Here is a 19,296-nt window from a genome sequence, read left to right as displayed (position 1 = left end):
CGGGGTAAGCCGGGTCGTACGGTAGGTGTCGGCCGATGCGGCCGTCGCCGCGCGGCAAGATCCCCGACACCGGACGGACACGCATTGTTCCGTGTCCGTCAGGCGGACCTCCCGGGCGCAAGGCACTGGGTGCCGGATACGGTGGTGACACCATGAGCGCTTCGCAGACCTCCGAGGTCCCCACTCTCCTCGTCAAGATCTTCGGCAAGGACAGGCCGGGCATCACGGCCGGCCTCTTCGACACCCTTGCCGCCTACATGGTCGACGTGGTCGACATCGAGCAGGTCGTCACCCGGGGCCGTCTGGTGCTGTGCGTGCTGGTCACGCAGCCGCCGACCGCCCTGGAGGGCGACCTCAGGGCCACGGTGCACAGCTGGGCCGAGTCGATGAAGATGCAGGCGGAGATCATCTCGGGTCACGGCGACAACCGCCCGCGTGGTCATGGCCGCTCCCTGGTGACCGTCCTCGGACACCCGCTGACCGCCGAGTCGACGGCCGCCGTCGCCGACCGGATCACGAAGACCGGCGGCAACATCGACCGTATTTTCCGTCTCGCCAAATACCCCGTGACCGCGGTGGAGTTCGCCATCTCCGGTGTGGAGACCGAGCCGCTGCGCACGGCCCTGGTGTCCGACGCGGCGGCACTGGGTGTCGACGTCGCCGTGGTTTCCGCCGGTCTGCACCGGCGTGCCCAGCGGCTGGTGGTCATGGACGTGGACTCCACTCTCATCCAGGACGAGGTCATCGAGCTGTTCGCGGCCCACGCCGGCTGCGAGGACGAGGTCGCCGGGGTGACGGCGGCGGCGATGCGCGGGGAGCTGGACTTCGAGCAGTCGCTGCACGCGCGCGTGGCGCTGCTGAAGGGGCTGGACGCGTCGGTGGTGGAGAAGGTGCGCGACGAGGTCCGGCTGACGCCGGGCGCACGCACCCTGATCCGCACCCTGAAGCGGCTCGGCTACCAGGTCGGTGTCGTCTCCGGTGGTTTCACCCAGGTGACGGACGATCTGAAGGAGCGGCTGGGGCTGGACTTCGCGCAGGCCAACACGCTGGAGATCGTCGACGGGAAGCTGACCGGCCGGGTCACCGGGGAGATCGTGGACCGGGCGGGCAAGGCGCGGCTGCTGCGCCGGTTCGCCGCGGAGGCCGGGGTGCCGCTGTCGCAGACGGTGGCGATCGGCGACGGCGCCAACGACCTGGACATGCTGAACGCGGCCGGGCTCGGTGTCGCGTTCAACGCCAAGCCGATGGTCCGCGAGGCGGCGCACACGGCGGTGAACTTCCCCTTCCTGGACACGGTCCTCTACCTGCTGGGCATCACCCGCGAAGAGGTCGAGGCGGCGGACACGCACGACGAGGGCTGAGCCGCCCCGGACGGGTGCGCCACCTGCGCGGAGGGCCCGGCACCGCTACGGTGCCGGGCCCTCCTGCCGTGTGCGTGCTCACTCGGAGGGTGCCCAGTACTCCGTCAGTGTGGCCGTCTCCGGTTCCAGGGCCTTCCAGCTGCCGTCGAAGGACAGCAGTGCGAAGCTCGCGGCGGGGAAGCCGCGGCGGTGCATCCGCTCGCGGGCGTCGCCCTCGGAGGCGCCGGACAGGATCTCGGCCAGTCCGTGCAGGCCCGGGTTGTGACCGATGAGGATGACGTTCCGCACGTCGTCCGGGGTCTCGTTGAGCAAGGCGATCAGCTCGCCGGGCGAGGCCTCGTACACCCGCTCCTCGTAGTGGGTCTTCGGCCGGTGCGCGAGTTCGTGGACGGCGAGCTTCCAGGTCTCGCGGGTCCGGACGGCGGTGGAGCACAGGGCCAGGTCGAAGGTGATACCGGTGTCGGCGAGCTTGCGGCCGGCGACCGCGGCGTCCATGCGGCCTCGCTCCGCGAGCGGGCGTTCATGGTCGGACACCTGGGGCCAGTCGGCTTTCGCATGCCGGAAGAGGGCGATCTTGCGGGGTTCTGCGGCGCTCATGGGACCCAGCTTCGCATGAAACATGCCACCCGGCGCAGGGAGTTGACATGCGGATTCACCGTGAGAGGTGGCATCCGGGTCAGCGCGCGAGGAGCTGCTGCAGGCGCTCGAAGAGATGTGTGACCGCCGGATCGCCGCTCGCCGCGTGGGCATCCGACGGGTTCAGTATCAGGACGAGGAGGGAGATGAAGGCGAGCGCGGGCAGAGCGAGCGCCCACCAGGGGAGCCGGATGTCGACGCCGCCCGTGGTCGCCGGGTGGGGCCGGGTGTGCGCGCGGGCCGGCATGGTCGCCTCCGTGGGTCCTCGAGTGGGGTGTGGCCGTCCGCCACGACCACACTTCGAAGGTACGGACTGCGAGGCCGCCAACCCATCCGGAGATCCACCCACTTGACCCTGACCCTGACCCCCTAGGGGATGGTGGGGACAACCCCACCCCGGGTGGGGACAACCCCACCGTCACGACGCCGGGCGGCCCGGATCGGGGCGACGCGAACGGCGTCAGGGCGAGGCGAACCGCGTCAGGGCGAGGCGATCGTCGCGACGATGGCGATGATCACGAAGATGGCGAGGAACGAGCCGAAGACGATCAGCATCTTCTTCTGGCCGTTCTGCGGGTTCGGGTCGAGCACAGGCTGCATGCGCCCAGTCTCGCACCCTTCGTCCGGGACGGTTCGTGCGGGTCCGGCCCGATGGGCCGCCCAGCGGGCCGCCTCGTCCTCGACCGTGCGGTCGCGGCCCGCCAGGAAGCCGACGGCCATCTGCGGCAGCATCAGGCCGGCCATGAGGGCGATCGGCAGTCCCCAGCCGCCGCTCTGCTGGTAGAGCACACCGACCAGCAGCGGGCCGGGGATGGAGATCAGATAGCCGGTGCTCTGCGCGAACGCGGACAGCTGGACGACGCCCGGACCGGTCCTGGCACGCATGCCGACCATCGTCAGGGCCAGCGGGAAGGCGCAGTTGGAGACGCCGAGCAGCACGGCCCAGACCCAGGCGCCGGCGGCGGGCGCGAAGTACAGGCCGGCGTATCCGGCGAGGCCGCAGGCGCCCAGGGCCAGCACGATCGGCCCCTGGTGCGGCAGCCGGGTGGCGAGCCGCGGGATGACGAAGGCCAGCGGCACGCCCATCACCATGGTGACGGCGAGCAGCACGCCCGCGGTGCTCGCCGGGACGCCGGAGTCGCGGAAGATCTGCGCCATCCAGCCCATCGTGATGTAGGCGGCGGTGGCCTGGAGGCCGAAGAAGACGGCGAGCGCCCAGGCGGTGCGGCTCCGGGTGATCCGCAGCGGGGCCTGCCGGTCCTCCGCCGTGCGCGCGGGCTGTGCGGGCTGCGCGGGCTCCCGGCCGGGTGCGCTGCCCCGGTCGCGCACGAGCGGCAGCCAGGGCAGTACGGCGGCGGCCGAGAGCCCCGCCCACACGGCGAGCCCTGTCTGCCAACTGCCGCCCAGGGCGTCCGTCATGGGCACCGTGACGGCCGCGGCGAGGGAGGTGCCGAGGGCGAGGGCCATCGAGTACAGGCCGGTCATGGAGCCCACGCGGTCCGGGAACCAGCGCTTGACGATGACCGGCATCAGCACGTTGCTGACGGCGATGCCCATGAGGGCGAGGGCGCTGGCGGCCAGGAATCCGGCGGTGCCGCCGACGTAGGGCCGTATCAGCAGGCCGGCGGTGATGGCGGCCATGCCGGCACACACCACGGCGGCGGGACCGAAGCGGCGGGCCAGACGGGGTGCGGTGACGCCGAAGACGGCGAAGCAGAGCGGGGGCACGGAGGTGAGCAGCCCGGCCACGCTGCCGCTCATGCCGAGTCCGTCGCGGACCTCCTCCAGGAGCGCGCCGAGGCTGGTGATGGCCGGGCGGAGGTTCAGCGCGGTCAGCACGATGCCGACGACGACCAGCCGGGTCGCCCACGCGCGCGTGGGGGGCGTGTGCCGGGTGCCCGCCGTGGTGGTCGTACCGGGTTCGGCCGACCGCACCGACACGGAAGACCTCTCCGTCCGGGCGTCCGCGGTCCTGGTTTCCTCACTAGCCATGCCGTCCATCATAGAATCATAGGATGATTGGTTGTCCATCCCCGGAGCGCCGCCGCCCGGCCCCCTCGTGCGAAGGTGTGCCATGCCTCTGAGCCACCCGCGTCGTTCTGCGCTGTCCGAGCAGGTCATCGCCGAGTTGCGCAATCAGATCACCTCGGGCGAGTGGCCGGTCGGCGCACGGATCCCGACCGAGCCGGAGCTGGTGGAGCAGCTCGGCGTCGCCCGCAACACGGTCCGCGAGGCGGTCCGGGCGCTCGCGCACAACGGCCTGCTGGACATCCGCCAGGGTTCCGGCACCTATGTGGTGGCGACGAGCGAGCTGGCCGGTGTGATGCACCGCAGGTTCTCCGGAGCCGACCCCCGGCACATCGCCGAGCTGCGCTCCACGCTGGAGTCGGCGGCGGCGAAGCTGGCCGCCGAGCGGCGCACCGAGAAGGACCTCAAGCAGCTGGACGCGCTGCTGGCGCGGCGCGAGGAGGCCTGGGAGACCGGGGACGCGGAGGCCTTCGTGACGGCCGACGCGACCTTCCACCTGGCCGTGGTGTCCGCCTCCCACAACGACGTCATGACGGCGATGTACGCCGACCTGGGCGAGGTGCTGCGGGACTGGCTGCGCGCGGACGTGGGCGCCGAGCTGACGCCGGAGACGCACATGGACCACACCCGGCTGGTGGACGCGATCCGCGCGGGCGACGCCCAGGCGGCGGCCACGGAGGCCGCGAGCTATCCGTTCCTGTGCCGTCCGGGCCGGCTCAGTGCCCCTTCTGGTGGCTGATCCAGACCGAGCCGACCTCCTTCCAGCAGCGGCCGGTCAGCCGTACGGTCATGGCGGGCCCGGTGTCCACGGGGGCGCTGTCGGTGTCGATGTCCCACCAGCGGGCGCACTCGATGTGCAGGCGTACCCGGTCGGTGTCCACGTAGGGGTTGTGGCAGTAGGCCACCACATGGGAGCCGTTCACGGACGTACGGCACGCGGCGCCGAACAGCTTCGGCGCGGGTGGCTTGCCGGCGCGCACGCGCGCGTGCGGCGACGCGTCGCACGGCAGGGACAGGACGAGGGCGACGGCCACGGTCACCGGGGCCAGGCTGCGGGACAGGCGCACAAGGGGACCTCCTGGGCCGGGCTGCGGAGGGATGCGCGAGGTGAACGCTGCATCCAGGGTGCGCCGCCCGGACGGTGGCGGCCCGGCCGGTGGGCCGAACGGGTGAAGTTGCGCGCGCCCTGTACGCGCTGAGGCCCGCATCCCTTCCGGGGGCGGGCCTCAGTCGTCGTGCGAGCCTCAGCGGCAGTGGTCAGGCGCCGATAGCGTGCAGACCGCCGTCCACGTGGACGATCTCGCCGGTGGTCTTCGGGAACCAGTCGCTCAGCAGGGCGACCACACCGCGGCCGGCCGGCTCCGGGTCCTTCAGGTCCCACTCCAGCGGGGAGCGGGTGTCCCACACGGAGGCCAGCTCGGCGAAGCCGGGGATGGACTTGGCGGCCATGGAGCCGATCGGGCCCGCGGAGATGAGGTTGCAGCGGATGTTCTGCTTGCCCAGGTCGCGCGCCATGTAGCGGTTGGTGGCCTCCAGGGCGGCCTTGGCCGGGCCCATCCAGTCGTACTGCGGCCAGGCGAACTGCGCGTCGAAGGTGAGGCCGACGACCGAGCCGCCGTTCTGCATCAGCGGCAGGCAGGCCATGGTCAGCGCCTTCAGGGAGAACGCCGAGACGTGCATGGCGGTGGAGACCGACTCGAACGGCGTGTTGAGGAAGTTGCCGCCGAGCGCGTCCTGCGGGGCGAAGCCGATGGAGTGGACGATGCCGTCGAGGCCGCCCAGCTCCTCGCCGACGACGTCGGCCAGGCGGGCCAGGTGCTCCTCGTTGGTGACGTCGAGCTCGATGACCTTGGTCGGCTTCGGCAGCTTCTTGGCGATGCGCTCCGTCAGCGTGGGCCGCGGGAACGCGGTCAGGATGATCTCGGCGCCCTGCTCCTGGGCGAGCTTCGCGACGTGGAAGGCGATGGAGGACTCCATCAGCACACCCGTGATCAGGATGCGCTTGCCCTCGAGGATTCCGCTCATGGTGATCAGTGACCCATTCCCAGTCCGCCGTCAACGGGGATGACGGCTCCAGTGATGTACGAGGCGTCGTCCGAGGCGAGGAACCGCACCGTCGCGGCGATCTCCTCCGGCTGCGCGTAACGGCCGAGCGGCACCTGCGACACGATGCCGGCGCGCTGCTCGTCGCTGAGCACCTTGGTCATGTCGGTGTCGACGAAGCCGGGCGCGACGACGTTGAAGGTGATGTTGCGCGAGCCCAGCTCACGGGCGAGGGAGCGCGCGAAGCCGACCAGGGCGGCCTTGGAGGCGGCGTAGTTCGCCTGCCCCGCCGAGCCGAGCAGGCCGACCACGGAGGAGATCAGGACGACGCGGCCCTTCCTGGCGCGCAGCATGCCGCGGTTGGCGCGCTTGACGACGCGGAAGGTGCCGGTGAGGTTGGTGTCGATGACCGAGGTGAAGTCCTCCTCGGACATGCGCATCAGGAGCTGGTCCTTGGTCACGCCGGCGTTGGCGATCAGGACCTCGACCGGACCGTGCTGGTCCTCGATCTCCTTGTAGGCCTGCTCCACCTGCTCAGGGTCGGTGATGTCGCACTTGACGGCGAGGAAGCCGGCCGGCGGCTCACCCGAACGGTATGTGATCGCGACCTTGTCGCCTGCGTCGGCGAAAGCGCGGGCGATGGCGAGGCCGATGCCCCGGTTGCCTCCGGTGACGAGAACCGAGCGGCTCAACGGATCACCCTTTCGTTAGCGGTCTGATGCGTTCCGACAACCCGCCCGAACACCTCGATGACAGGCGGCTTCATCGAAAACCTATCGGTAGCGCCGCTTCCGTGGGCAAGCGGGCACCGACAGTGGCTCGAGTGTGTCCCTGTCGGATCCCTACAGAAAGGCGCCATGCCGGACCGAAACCTGTGGTCGGCGGGCCCGCTCCCGCGACATGATCGGACCCGACAGGCGACGACAGCAGGGAGACCTCCGTGCCTCATACCATCGACGAAGCCTTCACGGCGCTTCCGCTCAGGGCCCTCGCCGACGCCGCGCTCGCGCGCGCGCGTGCGCTGGGGGCCGAGCATGCGGACTTCCGGTTCGAGCGGGTGCGCAGCGCGTCCTGGCGGCTGCGGGACGCCAAGCCCGCCGGTTCGTCCGACACCACCGACCTCGGGTACGCGGTCCGGGTCGTGCACGGCGGTACGTGGGGCTTCGCGTCCGGCGTGGACCTGACCCTGGACGCGGCCGCCAAGGTCGCCTCGCAGGCGGTGGCGATGGCGAAGCTCTCCGCACAGATCATCAAGGCCGCCGGGTCGGACGAGCGGGTGGAGCTGGCCGGTGAGCCGGTGCACGCGGAGCGGACGTGGGTCTCGTCGTACGAGATCGACCCGTTCTCGGTGCCCGACGAGGAGAAGGTCGCGCTGCTCACGGACTGGAGCTCGCGGCTGCTGGCGGCGACGGGCGTGAACCACGTGGACGCCTCGCTGCTCACCGTGCACGAGAACAAGTTCTACGCCGATACGGCCGGGACCGTGACGACCCAGCAGCGCGTACGGCTGCACCCGCAGCTGACGGCCGTGTCGGTGGACGAGTCCAGCGGCGAGTTCGACTCGATGCGGACCATCGCGCCGCCGGTCGGCCGGGGCTGGGAGTACCTGACCGGGACCGGCTGGGACTGGGACGCCGAGCTGGAGCAGATCCCGGAGCTGCTGGCCGAGAAGATGCGGGCGCCGAGCGTGGAGGCGGGCCTGTACGACCTGGTGGTCGACCCGTCCAACCTGTGGCTGACCATCCACGAGTCCATCGGGCACGCGACGGAGCTGGACCGGGCACTCGGGTACGAGGCCGCCTACGCCGGCACCTCCTTCGCCACCTTCGACCAGCTGGGCAAGCTGAAGTACGGCTCCGAGCTGATGAACGTCACCGGTGACCGCACCGCCGAGCACGGCCTCGCGACCATCGGGTACGACGACGAGGGCGTCGAGGCGCAGTCCTGGGACCTGGTGAAGGACGGCACGCTCGTCGGCTACCAGCTGGACCGCAGGATCGCGAAGCTGACCGGATTCGACCGGTCCAACGGGTGCGCGTACGCCGACTCCCCCGGACATGTGCCAGTGCAGCGCATGGCCAACGTGTCCCTGCAGCCGGACCCCGCCGGACTGTCCACCGAGGACCTGATCGGGGGCGTCGACCGGGGCATCTACGTGGTCGGCGACCGGTCCTGGTCGATCGACATGCAGCGGTACAACTTCCAGTTCACGGGACAGCGGTTCTTCAAGATCGAGAACGGCCGGATCACCGGGCAGCTGAAGGACGTCGCCTACCAGGCCACGACCACCGACTTCTGGGGCTCCATGGCGGCCGTGGGCGGTCCGGGGACCTACGTCCTGGGCGGCGCCTTCAACTGCGGCAAGGCCCAGCCGGGCCAGGTCGCCGCCGTGTCTCACGGCTGCCCCTCCGCTCTCTTCAAGGGCGTCAACATTCTCAACACCACGCAGGAGGCCGGTCGATGAGCGCCCGTACCAACAAGCCGCACGAGGTCGTCGAGCAGGCCCTCGCGCTGTCCCGGGCCGACGGCTGTGTCGTCATCGCCGACGAGCACTCGACCGCCAACCTGCGCTGGGCGGGCAACGCGCTCACCACGAACGGCGTGACCCGCGGTCGTACCCTCACGGTGATCGCGACCGTGGACGGCCAGGAGGGCACCGCCTCCGGTGTCGTGTCGCGGTCGGCGGTGACGGCGGAGGAGCTGGAGCCGCTGGTGCGGGCCGCCGAGGCGGCCGCGCGGGGCGCCGGGCCCGCCGAGGACGCTCAGCCGCTGGTCGGCGGGGTCCCGGAGTCCCCCGACTTCGCGGACGCACCCGCCGAGACCTCCTCCGCGGTGTTCGCGGACTTCGCCCCGGCGCTCGGCGAGGCGTTCGCACGCGCGCGTGCGGGCGGCCGGGAGCTGTACGGCTTCGCCAACCACGAGATGGTCTCGACGTACGTGGGCACGTCCACCGGGCTGCGCCTGAGGCACGACCAGCCCACCGGCACGCTGGAGCTCAACGCCAAGTCCCCGGACCGCACCCGCTCGGCCTGGGCCGGCCGGTCCACGCGGGACTTCAAGGACGTCGACCCGGGGGCGCTGGACGCCGAACTGGCCGTACGGCTCGGCTGGGCCGAGCGGCGCGTGGACCTGCCCGCCGGCCGCTACGAGACGCTGCTGCCGCCGCCCGCGGTCGCAGACCTGCTGATCTACCAGCTGTGGTCGGCCTCGGGCCGGGACGCGGCCGAGGGCCGGACGGTGTTCTCCAAGCCGGGCGGCGGCACCCGCGTCGGCGACCGGCTGAGCGAGCTGCCGCTGACCCTGCGCAGCGACCCGAACGAGCCGGGGCTGGAGTGCCCGCCCTTCGTGGTCGCCCACTCCTCCGGCGGCGACCTGTCCGTGTTCGACAACGGGCTGCCGACGCACGCCACCGAGTGGGTGAGCGAGGGCGAACTGAAGCACCTGACCACCACCCGGCACAGCGCGGCCCTGACCGGGCTGCCGGTCGCCCCGGCGCTCGGGAACCTGATCCTGGACGGCGGCCAGGACCGGTCCCTGGAGGAAATGGTCGCGGACACCGAGCGCGGGCTGCTGCTGACCTGCCTGTGGTACATCCGCGAGGTCGACCCGGCGACACTGCTGCTCACGGGCCTCACCCGGGACGGCGTCTACCTCGTGGAGAACGGCGAGGTGACCGGGGCGGTGAACAACTTCCGGTTCAACGAGTCGCCGGTGGACCTGCTGGGCCGGGCCACGGAGGCGGGCCGTACGGAGAAGACGCTGCCGCGCGAGTGGAGCGACTGGTTCACCCGGGCCGCGATGCCGGCGCTGCGGATCCCCGATTTCAATATGAGCTCTGTCAGTCAGGGCGTATAACCTCGTAGTCGGCTGTCACCCGACCGCCCGAAGATCATCAAGGAGACACGAGAACCGTGACGGACATCGTCGACGAGCTGAAGTGGCGTGGGCTGTTCGCCCTGTCCACCGATGAGGACGCTTTGCGGAAGGCGCTCGCGGACGGTCCCGTCACGTTCTATTGCGGCTTCGACCCGACGGCGCCCTCGTTGCACGTGGGGCACCTGGTGCAGGTGCTCACCGTGCGCCGGCTCCAGCAGGCCGGACACCGGCCGCTGGCGCTGGTCGGCGGCGCCACGGGCCTGATCGGTGACCCGCGCCCGACGGCGGAGCGCACGCTGAACGACCCGGAGACGGTGGCCGGCTGGGTGGGCAAGCTGCGCAGCCAGATCGAGCCGTTCCTGTCCTTCGAGGGCGAGAACGCGGCCGTCATGGTGAACAACCTCGACTGGACCGCGGGCCTCTCCGCGATCGAGTTCCTGCGGGACATCGGCAAGCACTTCCGCGTCAACAAGATGCTGACGAAGGACTCCGTGGCCCGCCGCCTCGAGTCCGACCAGGGCATCAGCTACACCGAGTTCAGCTACCAGATCCTGCAGGGCATGGACTTCCTGCAGCTGTACCGGCGGTACGGCTGCACGCTCCAGCAGGGCGGCAGCGACCAGTGGGGCAACCTCACGGCCGGCCTCGACCTGATCCACCGGCTGGAGCCGGACGCCGAGGCGCACGCGCTGGCCACCCCGCTGATGACGAAGGCGGACGGCACCAAGTTCGGCAAGACCGAGGGCGGCGCCGTCTGGCTCGACCCGGAGATGACGACGCCGTACGCGTTCTACCAGTTCTGGCTGAATGTGGACGACCGGGACATCTCCACGTACATGCGCATCCTGTCCTTCAAGTCCCGCGAGGAGCTGGAGGCGCTGGAGCAGCAGACCGAGGAGCGTCCGCAGGCGCGGGCCGCGCAGCGCGCGCTGGCCGAGGAGCTGACGACGCTGGTGCACGGGGCCGAGCAGACGGCCGCCGTGATCGCCGCGTCCAAGGCGCTGTTCGGCCAGGGCGAGCTGGCGGAGCTGGACGAGCGGACGCTGGCGGCGGCGCTGTCCGAGGTGCCGCACATCCAGGTCGCCGAGCTGGGTCCGGTGGTCGACCTGTTCGCCGAGGTCGGGCTGGTCGCCAGCAAGTCGGCCGCACGGCGGACCGTGAAGGAGGGCGGGGCCTACGTGAACAACGTCAAGGTCGCCGCCGAGGACGCGGTGCCTTCGGCCGAGGACCTGATTCACGGCCGGTGGCTGGTGCTGCGGCGGGGCAAGAAGAACCTGGCGGCTGTCGAGGTCAAGGGCGCCTGAGACAGGGCGAAGGGCGGCTCCCCGCGCTGGGGGCCGCCCTTCGCCGTTCCGTTGTCACGCCTGCTGTTTGCGCTTGCCCAGCGTCGCCATGTAGAGAGCGTCCACGGCGGCCACGATGATGATCGCGGCGACGAGTTGGAAGGCGTGCCGGCTCCAGTCGATACCACGGGTCGAGGCCACACCCAGCGCGCGGGCGATCGCGTTGCCCACGATGGCGCCGAGGATGCCGCCAATGGTCGTCAGCCACAGGGGGCTGTGCTGCTTGCCCGGGATCACCGCCTTGGCGATGAGCCCCAGCACGAATCCCACGATGATCGCCCACAACCAGCCCATGGCTGCCTCCTCGTACGGCTCGACGTGAGCATTACGGCCAGTCTCTGGCGATCCACCGTTCGGCGCATGCCGGGCGCCCCCGTCCGTGCCCCCACCGGCGGCGTTCGCGCAGGCAGGAGGCGACCCCGGTCTCGTCGGCGGCAGGGGCGCGGCGTACCGTGGGAGGTGTTCCGGCCCGGTTCCCCGCCAGGTCGGACAAGGGTGCGGGCCGGGGAGTGTCCGATGGTGCGGATGGTGGATTGTGATGCGGAAGCAGCACGGCGGAAGCGTCCAGGTGTTCCGGATCACCGGCGCCCGGGCCGGGCTCGCCGAGGACGTACGGGGCCGGCAGCGGCGGTACGTCATCTCGATGACGATCCGCACCATCTCGGTGATTCTGGCCGCGTCGCTGTGGAACGTGGAGCGGTACGTCGCCATCGTGGCGCTGGTGCTCGGAGGGCTGCTTCCCTATGTCGCCGTGGTGATCGCGAACGCCGGCCGGGAGCGGCCGCCCTCTCTTCCGTCGACCTTCGTCATGACGCCCACGAGGCCCATGATCGCGCCGCCGCGCGATGAGGAGGCACCAGGGGAGTCCGTGTCGGAGGAGCGGTCCGACCGGGGCTGACGACGGCGAGGGGCGGGGAAGCGGAAGACGACATCCCGCCAACCTCAAGAAAACCTCAGATCAATCATGCAGTTCCGGTGCCAGGCGACGGGCTCCCCGTGACATACTGCGTACGCGCTCCGCATCCCCCGTCGGAGCGACGGACCGACGCCGGGCAGCTCCCCCCGTGGCTGCTCGGCGTCGCCTTGTTTACGGGGCTCTGCGAGACGGAACCAGTGACGAACCTGTGAGTGACGCGCCGATCTGTTCTGCCAAGGGGTGCCGTGCCGACGCCGTGTGGGTGCTCGCGTGGAACAACCCGAAGATTCACACGCCGGAGCGGCGGAAGACGTGGCTCGCCTGCGAGGAGCACCGCGAGCATCTTTCGCAGTTCCTCGGGGTCCGGGGGTTCTTGAAGGACGTGGTCAGGTTCGAGGACTGGGAAGCACCCGCGGAGTCCTAGGGCCTCGACCGGCCGATACGCCGATACACCGATACATCGAGCCGCCTAGCCGCCGATCGCCGACATGGGGCGGTCCGGCTGGACGAAGGACGGGTCGTCCAGGCCCGCTCCCGCCTTCTTGCCCCACATGGCCACGCGCCAGATGCGGGCGATCTCCTCGTCGGGGGCGCCGGAGCGCAGGGCCGCGCGGAGGTCGGTCTCCTCGGTCGCGAAGAGACAGGTGCGTATCTGGCCGTCGGCCGTGAGGCGGGTGCGGTCGCAGGCGGCGCAGAAGGGGCGGGTGACCGAGGCGATCACGCCGACCCGCTGCGGGCCTCCGTTCACCAGCCAGCGCTCCGCGGGTGCCGAGCCGCGCTCCTCCGCGCCCTCGGGGGTGAGGTCGAAGCGGGTGCGCAGCGAGGCCAGGATGTCCCCGGCGGTGACCATGCCCTCGCGCTTCCAGCCGTGCTGGGCGTCCAGGGGCATCTGCTCGATGAAGCGCAGTTCGTACGCGTGCTCCAGGGCCCAGGCGAGCAGGTCGGGGGCCTCGTCGGCGTTCAGGCCCGGCATCAGGACCGTGTTGACCTTGACCGGGGTGAGGTCCGCGTCGCGGGCGGCCTGGAGGCCTTCGAGGACGTCCTTGTGGCGGTCGCGGCGGGTGAGGGCCTTGAAGACGTCCGGGCGCAGGGTGTCCAGGGAGACGTTGACCCGGTCCAGGCCCGCCGCCTTCAAGGCGGCTGCGGTGCGCTTGAGGCCGATGCCGTTCGTGGTGAGCGACATCTGGGGGCGCGGGGCGAGAGCGGCGACGCGCTCGACGATGCCGACCAGGCCGGGGCGCAGCAGGGGCTCGCCGCCGGTGAAGCGGACCTCCTCGATGCCGAGCAGGCGGACCGCGATGTCGATCAGGCGGACGATCTCGTCGTCGGTGAGCAGGTCGGGCTTGGCCAGCCACTGCAGGCCTTCCTCGGGCATGCAGTACGTGCAGCGCAGATTGCACCGGTCGGTCAGCGAGACCCTCAGGTCGGTGGCCACTCGGCCGTAGGTGTCGATGAGCACGCGGGCCCCCTCCCTCGATCCTCAGTGCGGAGCGCTTGACTCCCATCACCTGCGAGCCTACGCGAGACCACTGACAACGACAGCCGCCGGATCTTACGAGTTGCGACGCGGCCGCGTCGTAGGACCGTACGATCCCCGACGACGCGGCCGCCCGTACGAACCTCAGTGCGCTCCGGTGCCGGTCAGGGACCGCACCTCCAGCTCCGCGTACTTGCCGGCGTCCGGGACCTCCTTGGACAGCAGGGTGCCGACGACGCCCAGCAGGAAGCCGACCGGGATCGAGATGATGCCGGGGTTCTCCAGCGGGAACCAGTGGAAGTCGACGTCCGGGAACATCGAGGTGGGCTTGCCGGACACCACCGGCGAGAACAGCACCAGGCCGACCGCGGTGACCAGGCCGCCGTAGATCGACCACAGGGCGCCCGAGGTGGTGAACCGCTTCCAGAACAGGCTGTACAGGATGGTCGGCAGGTTCGCGGAGGCGGCGACCGCGAAGGCGAGGGCGACGAGGCCGGCCACGTTCAGGTCGCGGGAGAGGGCGCCGAGGACGATCGAGACGGCGCCGATGCCGACGGTCGCGTAGCGGGCCGCGTTGATCTCCTCCTTCTCGGTGGCCTGCCCCTTCCTGATGACGTTGGCGTAGATGTCGTGGGCGAAGGAGGAGGACGAGGCCAGGGTCAGGCCCGCGACGACGGCGAGGATCGTGGCGAAGGCGACCGCGGAGATGGTGGCGAGCAGGATCGCGCCCCAGTTGGAGTCGACTCCGCCGAGGTGGAGGGCGAGCAGGGGTGCGGCGGTGTTGCCCGCCTTGTTGGAGCCGATGATCTCGTCCGGTTTGATCAGCGCGGCCGCGCCGAAGCCGAGGGCGAGGGTCATCAGGTAGAAGGCGCCGATCAGGCCGATCGCCCAGATCACGGACTTGCGGGCGGCCTTGGCGGTCGGGACGGTGTAGAAGCGGATGAGGATGTGCGGCAGGCCCGCGGTGCCGAGGACCAGGGCGATGCCGAGGGAGATGAAGTCCAGCTTGGTGGTGCCGGTGGCGCCGTACTTCAGGCCGGGCTCCAGGAACGCCGAGCCCTTGCCGCTGTTGTCGGCGGCCTTGCCGAGCAGGTCCGAGATGTTGAAGTGGAACTTCAGCAGCACCAGGAAGGTGAGCAGCAGGGCGCCGAGGATGAGCAGCACCGCCTTGACCATCTGGACCCAGGTGGTGCCCTTCATGCCGCCGATGGTGACGTACACGATCATCAGGACGCCGACCAGGGCGACGATGCCGATCTTGCCGCCGTCGCTGGTGATGCCCAGCAGCAGGGAGACCAGGACGCCGGCGCCGGCCATCTGGGCCAGCAGGTAGAAGATCGAGACGACGATCGTGGAGGTGCCCGCGGCCGTGCGGACCGGCCGCTGGCGCATCCGGTAGGCCAGCACGTCGCCCATGGTGTAGCGGCCGGAGTTGCGCAGCGGCTCGGCGACCAGGAGCAGGGCGACGAGCCAGGCGACCAGGAAGCCGATGGAGTACAGGAAGCCGTCGTAGCCGAAGAGGGCGATGGCGCCGGCGATGCCGAGGAAGGACGCGGCGGACATGTAGTCGCCGGAGACGGCGAGGCCGTTCTGGAAGCCGGTGAACTGGCGGCCGCCGGCGTAGAAGTCGGCGGCGTCCTTGGTCTGGCGGCCCGCCCAGACGGTGATGACGAGGGTCGCGGCGACGAACACCGCGAACAGGGTGATGATCAGCGGCCGGTGCTCGGTCGCCTCGCCGGCGGCCAGCAGGGTGTGCGGTGCGGGGCTCATGCGCCGCCCTCCATCCGGGACTTGATGGCCTCGGCCTTGGGGTCGAGCCTGGCGGCGGCGTGCCGCGCGTACCACCAGGCGATGAGGAACGTGGTGAGGAACTGGGCGAGGCCCAGGACGAGGGCCACGTTGATGTTTCCGGCCACCTTGGTGCCCATGAACCCGTCCGCGTAGTTGGAGAGCAGGACGTACAGCAGGTACCAGGCGATGAAGGCGACCGTCAGGGGGAAGGCGAAGGAGCGGTAGGCGCGGCGCAGTTCACCGAACTCCGCGCTCTGCTCTACCTCGGTGAACTCCTCGGTGGAGGGAAGGTGGGCCTGGGGTTTCGCGGGGGGCGGTGTCTCGGTTGCCACGGAGTCTCCTCGCGTCACGGACATGCGCTTCTGACCTCACAGGGACGGGAAACACGTGACCTGGAGTCACCCTTCGACTCCGGTCCGTGATTGCGCTGGGGGGCACGATCCTTGTGGCCCCTCCTTCCACGGTCACGGCGCCACGCGCGGAGTGGTTCAAGTCGGCCGGACTCTTTCGGAGATCAGGTTGTGGAGATAGCTTTCGACCTGCACACCCGTCATGTACCTGCCCGAGCACCACCCGTGTCTCGGGCGGTTTCGTATCCGGATGATGTGGAGATCCCATGGCTCATCTGCCTTCCAGACGCCGGCTCGCACTCGCCGTGCCGGTCGTGCTGTCGCTGACCGCCTCGCTCGGCTTCCTGCCCGCGGCGGCCTCGGCAGCTCCGGCGGTCACGGCGGAGCGGGCGACGGACGGCCCCGGCCTCGCGTATGTGGTCAACACCGGCACGGACCACCACACGATCGAGTCGGTGCGGCAGGCCATCACGCGCAACGACGGCACCGTCGTCGCCAGTTACGACAAGATCGGTGTGATCGTCGCCCACTCCGCGAACCCCGACTTCGGCCGGCAGATGCGGGCCGTGCGGGGCGTGGACTCGGCGGGCGCGACGCGGACCGCTCCGCTGACCGCGGCGGGCACCACGGACGAGGGCGCGGTGCAGGTCCTGTCGAAGGCGGAGGCCGCGAAGGTCGCCGCGGGCGCGACGGCGGGCGAGGAGCCCCTCGAGGCCGACCAGTGGGATCTGCGCGCGATAGGCGCCGACAAGGCCGCCACGATCAACCCGGGCAGCAGGAACGTGACGGTCGGCGTGATCGACACCGGCGTCGACGACACCCACCCGGACATAGCCCCGAACTTCTCCGCCTCGCAGAGCGCCAACTGCGTGAGCGGCAAGGCGGACACGACGTACGGCGCCTGGCGGCCGGTGGACGCCGACCACTACCACGGCACGCATGTGGCGGGCGAGATAGCCGCGGCCCGCAACGGCATAGGCGTGGCGGGTGTGGCTCCCGGGGTGAAGGTCGCCAGCATCACCGTGGCCCAGCCGGACGCGGGCGCGCTGTTCTATCCCGAGAGCGTGGTCTGCGCCTTCGTCTTCGCCGCCGACCACGGCATCGAGATCACCAACAACAGCTACTACGTCGACCCGTGGCTGTACAACTGCATGGACGACCCCGATCAACGTGCCATCGTTGACGCGGTCAACAGGGCCCAGCTGTACGCACAGCACAAGGGCACGCTCAACGTGGCCTCGGCCGGCAACTCCAACCACGACCTCGACGCGGACTCGATCGTGGACACCTCCAGCCCGGACGACTCGACGGCCGTGAACCGGACGATCGACCCGCACGAGTGCTTCGACGTGCCGACCCAGCTGCCCGGTGTGGTCACCGTGAGCGCGGTGGGCGTCAAGGGCACCAAGTCGTACTACTCCAGCTACGGCCAGGGCGTCGTCGACGTGGCGGGACCGGGCGGCGACAAGTACCAGATCCCGGACACGCCGTCGAAGAACGGCCGCATCCTGTCCACGCTGCCGAACAACCGGTACGGCTTCCTCCAGGGCACGTCCATGGCGTCCCCGCACGTGGCCGCCGTCGCCGCGCTACTGAAGTCGGTCCACCCGAACGCCACCCCGGCCGCGCTGCAGGCCCTCCTGAAGGCCCAGGCGGACAACCCGGGCTGCCCGAGCGAGCCCTACGACGGGAACGGCGACGGTGTCGTGGACGCGACCTGCGTCGGCGGCGAGCGCGTCAACGGCTTCTACGGCTTCGGTGTCGTCGACGCGCTGCGCGCGGTCAAGTGACCGGCGCCGACACGGCTTCCCCGCGCCGACACGACTTCCCGCACGGCACGACTTCCCCGCAGGCACGCTCGTGCCGCGAACGAACTGGAGAGACAGACACATGACAGCGCCCCAGCCGCGCTACCGCCGCGCCCTGGTGATCCCGGTCGGGATGGCCATGGCCACGGCCCTCGCGTTCCTGCCCAACGTCACGGCCTCCGCGGCCGACGGCACCTCCGCCGCCGTCACCGGCACCGCCGCCACCGACGGGCCCTCGCTCAGCTATGTCGTCAACGTCCCGCCCGGGCACGGGGTCTCGGCGCACGTGAAGAAGGCCATCGCCGAGGCCGGCGGGTCGGTGGTGATCGCGTACGACCGCATCGGCGTGATCGTCGTCCACTCCTCGAACCCGGACTTCGCCAAGGAGATCCGCACGGTCCACGGGGTCGACTCGGCCGGTGCCACGCGCCACACGCCGCTGCCCGCCCAGTCCACCACCGACGTCGGCACACCGAAGGTGCTCAGCGCCGCCGAGGTCGCCGCGGCCGACGCGCAGGCGACCGCCGGGCAGGACCCGCTGGAGCCGCTCCAGTGGGACCTGCCGGCCATCAACGCGGACAAGGCGCACGAGAAGACGCTGGGCAGCCGGGACGTCACGGTCGCCGTCATCGACACGGGCGTCGACGACACCCACCCGGACATCGCGCCCAACTTCGACCGTGCGGCGTCCGCCAACTGCGTGTCGGGCAAGCCGGACACGACGGACGGCGCCTGGCGGCCGAGCGCGGCGGAGAGCCCGCACGGCACGCACGTGGCCGGCGAGATCGCGGCCGCGAAGAACGGCGTGGGCGTCACGGGTGTGGCGCCGGGCGTCCGGGTGGCCGGCATCAAGGTCGCCAACCCGGACGGCTACTTCTACACGGAGGCCGTGGTCTGCGGCTTCATGTGGGCGGCCGAGCACCACGTGGACGTGACCAACAACAGCTATTACACCGACCCGTGGTACTTCAACTGCGCCGACGACCCGGACCAGAAGGCGCTCGTCGACGCCATCACCCGGGCCTCGCGGTACGCGGAGAAGAAGGGCACGGTCAACGTCGCGGCGGCGGGCAACGAGAACTACGACCTCGCGTCCGACTCGATCACCGACCCGGTCTCGCCGAACGACGGCACCCCCTCGGACCGCGTCGTCGACCCGCACAAGTGCTTCGACATACCGACCCAGCTGCCCGGCGTGGTCACCGTGGCCGCGACCGGCGCGAAGGGCCTGAAGTCGTCGTTCTCCAACTACGGCCTCGGCGTCGTCGACATCGCCGCTCCCGGCGGCGACTCGACGGCCTACCAGAGGCCGCAGCCCCCGGCGACCAGCGGCCTGATCCTGGGCCCGCTGCCGGGCGGCAGGTGGGGCTACATGGCGGGCACGTCGATGGCGACACCGCACGTCGTCGGCGTCGCCGCGTTGATCAAGTCGACGCATCCGCACGCGCCCGCCGCACTGGTGAAGGCGCTGCTGTACGCGGAGGCCAACCCCACGCCCTGCACGGACCCGTACGACATCAACGGTGACGGCAAGGTCGACGCGGTGTGCGAGGGGTCGAAGAACTACAACGGCTTCTACGGCTGGGGCACGGCGGACGCACTGGCTGCGGTGACCAAGTAGGGACCTCACCTCAATATATTGATTCAGTCAATACTGCATAGTGCAG

19 protein-coding genes are annotated in these 19,296 nt (G+C 70.6%); 9 read left to right on the top strand and 10 right to left on the bottom strand.

The features are described from left to right. Nucleotides 1-152 precede the first annotated feature (152 nt). Nucleotides 153-1,361 (top strand): phosphoserine phosphatase SerB, encoded by a 1,209-nt coding sequence (gene serB, locus ABZ865_RS05630; protein WP_361224206.1) that lies wholly within the window; start codon nucleotides 153-155, stop codon nucleotides 1,359-1,361. A 78-nt stretch (nucleotides 1,362-1,439) separates the two neighbouring features. Here serB and ABZ865_RS05625 read toward each other — a convergent pair whose 3' ends face one another. From ABZ865_RS05625 to ABZ865_RS05615, 3 genes are all read right to left on the bottom strand, one after another. Beyond that, the gene (locus ABZ865_RS05625; protein ID WP_361224203.1) at nucleotides 1,440-1,958 is read right to left on the bottom strand and encodes a histidine phosphatase family protein; all 519 of its coding nucleotides are present in this window, start codon (nucleotides 1,956-1,958) and stop codon (nucleotides 1,440-1,442) included. Between the two features lie 79 nt (nucleotides 1,959-2,037). Next, entirely contained in the window at nucleotides 2,038-2,244 is a 207-nt protein-coding gene (locus ABZ865_RS05620; protein WP_361224200.1) for a hypothetical protein, read from the bottom strand. 233 nt (nucleotides 2,245-2,477) lie between these two features. Beyond that, a complete protein-coding gene (locus ABZ865_RS05615) occupies nucleotides 2,478-4,001 on the bottom strand; it encodes a CynX/NimT family MFS transporter (protein WP_361224197.1) in 1,524 nt (507 codons plus the stop codon). Between the two features lie 70 nt (nucleotides 4,002-4,071). Between ABZ865_RS05615 and ABZ865_RS05610 the strand changes: the two genes are divergently transcribed. Then, nucleotides 4,072-4,764: a FadR/GntR family transcriptional regulator gene (locus ABZ865_RS05610; RefSeq protein WP_361224194.1), complete on the top strand. Its 693-nt coding sequence runs from the start codon at nucleotides 4,072-4,074 to the stop codon at nucleotides 4,762-4,764. Here ABZ865_RS05610 and ABZ865_RS05605 read toward each other — a convergent pair. The 3 genes from ABZ865_RS05605 to fabG form a co-directional block, all read right to left on the bottom strand. Continuing rightward, nucleotides 4,742-5,092 carry a hypothetical protein gene (locus tag ABZ865_RS05605; RefSeq protein WP_361224191.1) on the bottom strand — a complete coding sequence of 117 codons (351 nt, stop codon included), beginning with the start codon at nucleotides 5,090-5,092 and terminating at the stop codon, nucleotides 4,742-4,744. The two genes, ABZ865_RS05610 and ABZ865_RS05605, sit on opposite strands and share 23 nt — an antisense overlap. Before the next feature lie 190 nt (nucleotides 5,093-5,282). Then, a complete protein-coding gene (gene fabI / locus ABZ865_RS05600; RefSeq protein ID WP_361224188.1) occupies nucleotides 5,283-6,050 on the bottom strand; it encodes an enoyl-ACP reductase FabI in 768 nt (255 codons plus the stop codon). Nucleotides 6,051-6,055: 5 nt separating this feature from the next. Further along, complete coding sequence (fabG, locus tag ABZ865_RS05595) at nucleotides 6,056-6,760, bottom strand: 3-oxoacyl-[acyl-carrier-protein] reductase (RefSeq protein ID WP_361224185.1); 705 nt, start codon at nucleotides 6,758-6,760, stop codon at nucleotides 6,056-6,058. Nucleotides 6,761-7,008: 248 nt separating this feature from the next. On the opposite strand from fabG, the gene ABZ865_RS05590 reads away from it, so the two are divergent. The 3 genes from ABZ865_RS05590 to tyrS are packed head-to-tail and all read left to right on the top strand — an operon-like array spanning nucleotide 7,009 to nucleotide 11,248. Then, a complete protein-coding gene (locus tag ABZ865_RS05590) occupies nucleotides 7,009-8,532 on the top strand; it encodes a TldD/PmbA family protein (RefSeq protein WP_361224182.1) in 1,524 nt (507 codons plus the stop codon). Next, entirely contained in the window at nucleotides 8,529-9,923 is a 1,395-nt protein-coding gene (locus tag ABZ865_RS05585; protein WP_361224179.1) for a metallopeptidase TldD-related protein, read from the top strand. Before ABZ865_RS05590 ends, ABZ865_RS05585 begins: the two co-directional genes overlap by 4 nt. Nucleotides 9,924-9,979: 56 nt before the next feature. Continuing rightward, nucleotides 9,980-11,248 carry a tyrosine--tRNA ligase gene (gene tyrS / locus ABZ865_RS05580; protein WP_361224176.1) on the top strand — a complete coding sequence of 423 codons (1,269 nt, stop codon included), beginning with the start codon at nucleotides 9,980-9,982 and terminating at the stop codon, nucleotides 11,246-11,248. Nucleotides 11,249-11,302: 54 nt separating this feature from the next. Here the strand turns inward: tyrS and ABZ865_RS05575 are convergent, their stop codons facing one another. Next, nucleotides 11,303-11,581, bottom strand: coding sequence for a GlsB/YeaQ/YmgE family stress response membrane protein (locus tag ABZ865_RS05575; RefSeq protein ID WP_361224173.1), 279 nt, complete (start codon nucleotides 11,579-11,581; stop codon nucleotides 11,303-11,305). A 244-nt stretch (nucleotides 11,582-11,825) separates the two neighbouring features. On the opposite strand from ABZ865_RS05575, the gene ABZ865_RS05570 reads away from it, so the two are divergent. Then, nucleotides 11,826-12,185 (top strand): DUF3099 domain-containing protein, encoded by a 360-nt coding sequence (locus tag ABZ865_RS05570; RefSeq protein ID WP_361224170.1) that lies wholly within the window; start codon nucleotides 11,826-11,828, stop codon nucleotides 12,183-12,185. 226 nt (nucleotides 12,186-12,411) lie between these two features. Continuing rightward, nucleotides 12,412-12,627, top strand: a complete 216-nt coding sequence (locus ABZ865_RS05565) for a hypothetical protein (protein ID WP_361224167.1) — start codon at nucleotides 12,412-12,414, stop codon at nucleotides 12,625-12,627. Nucleotides 12,628-12,672: 45 nt separating this feature from the next. Here ABZ865_RS05565 and moaA read toward each other — a convergent pair whose 3' ends face one another. The 3 genes from moaA to ABZ865_RS05550 form a co-directional block, all read right to left on the bottom strand. Further along, a complete protein-coding gene (gene moaA, locus ABZ865_RS05560; RefSeq protein WP_361224165.1) occupies nucleotides 12,673-13,662 on the bottom strand; it encodes a GTP 3',8-cyclase MoaA in 990 nt (329 codons plus the stop codon). 162 nt (nucleotides 13,663-13,824) lie between these two features. After that, nucleotides 13,825-15,450, bottom strand: a complete 1,626-nt coding sequence (locus tag ABZ865_RS05555; protein ID WP_361224162.1) for a cation acetate symporter — start codon at nucleotides 15,448-15,450, stop codon at nucleotides 13,825-13,827. Beyond that, nucleotides 15,447-15,803 carry a DUF485 domain-containing protein gene (locus tag ABZ865_RS05550; protein ID WP_361224159.1) on the bottom strand — a complete coding sequence of 119 codons (357 nt, stop codon included), beginning with the start codon at nucleotides 15,801-15,803 and terminating at the stop codon, nucleotides 15,447-15,449. The genes ABZ865_RS05555 and ABZ865_RS05550 overlap by 4 nt, the downstream gene beginning before the upstream one ends. A 284-nt stretch (nucleotides 15,804-16,087) precedes the next feature. Here ABZ865_RS05550 and ABZ865_RS05545 point away from each other — a divergent pair, with 284 nt between their 5' ends. Continuing rightward, complete coding sequence (locus ABZ865_RS05545) at nucleotides 16,088-17,611, top strand: S8 family serine peptidase (protein WP_361224156.1); 1,524 nt, start codon at nucleotides 16,088-16,090, stop codon at nucleotides 17,609-17,611. Nucleotides 17,612-17,711: 100 nt separating this feature from the next. After that, complete coding sequence (locus tag ABZ865_RS05540) at nucleotides 17,712-19,250, top strand: S8 family serine peptidase (RefSeq protein WP_361224154.1); 1,539 nt, start codon at nucleotides 17,712-17,714, stop codon at nucleotides 19,248-19,250. The last annotated feature ends 46 nt before the right edge of the window (nucleotides 19,251-19,296 follow it).

This window comes from Streptomyces sp. NPDC047085 (assembly GCF_040643735.1).
In the GTDB taxonomy this organism is placed as follows: domain Bacteria; phylum Actinomycetota; class Actinomycetes; order Streptomycetales; family Streptomycetaceae; genus Streptomyces.
Note: the sequence above shows the minus strand (reverse complement) of the source record. Positions and strands in the feature narration are given on the sequence as shown.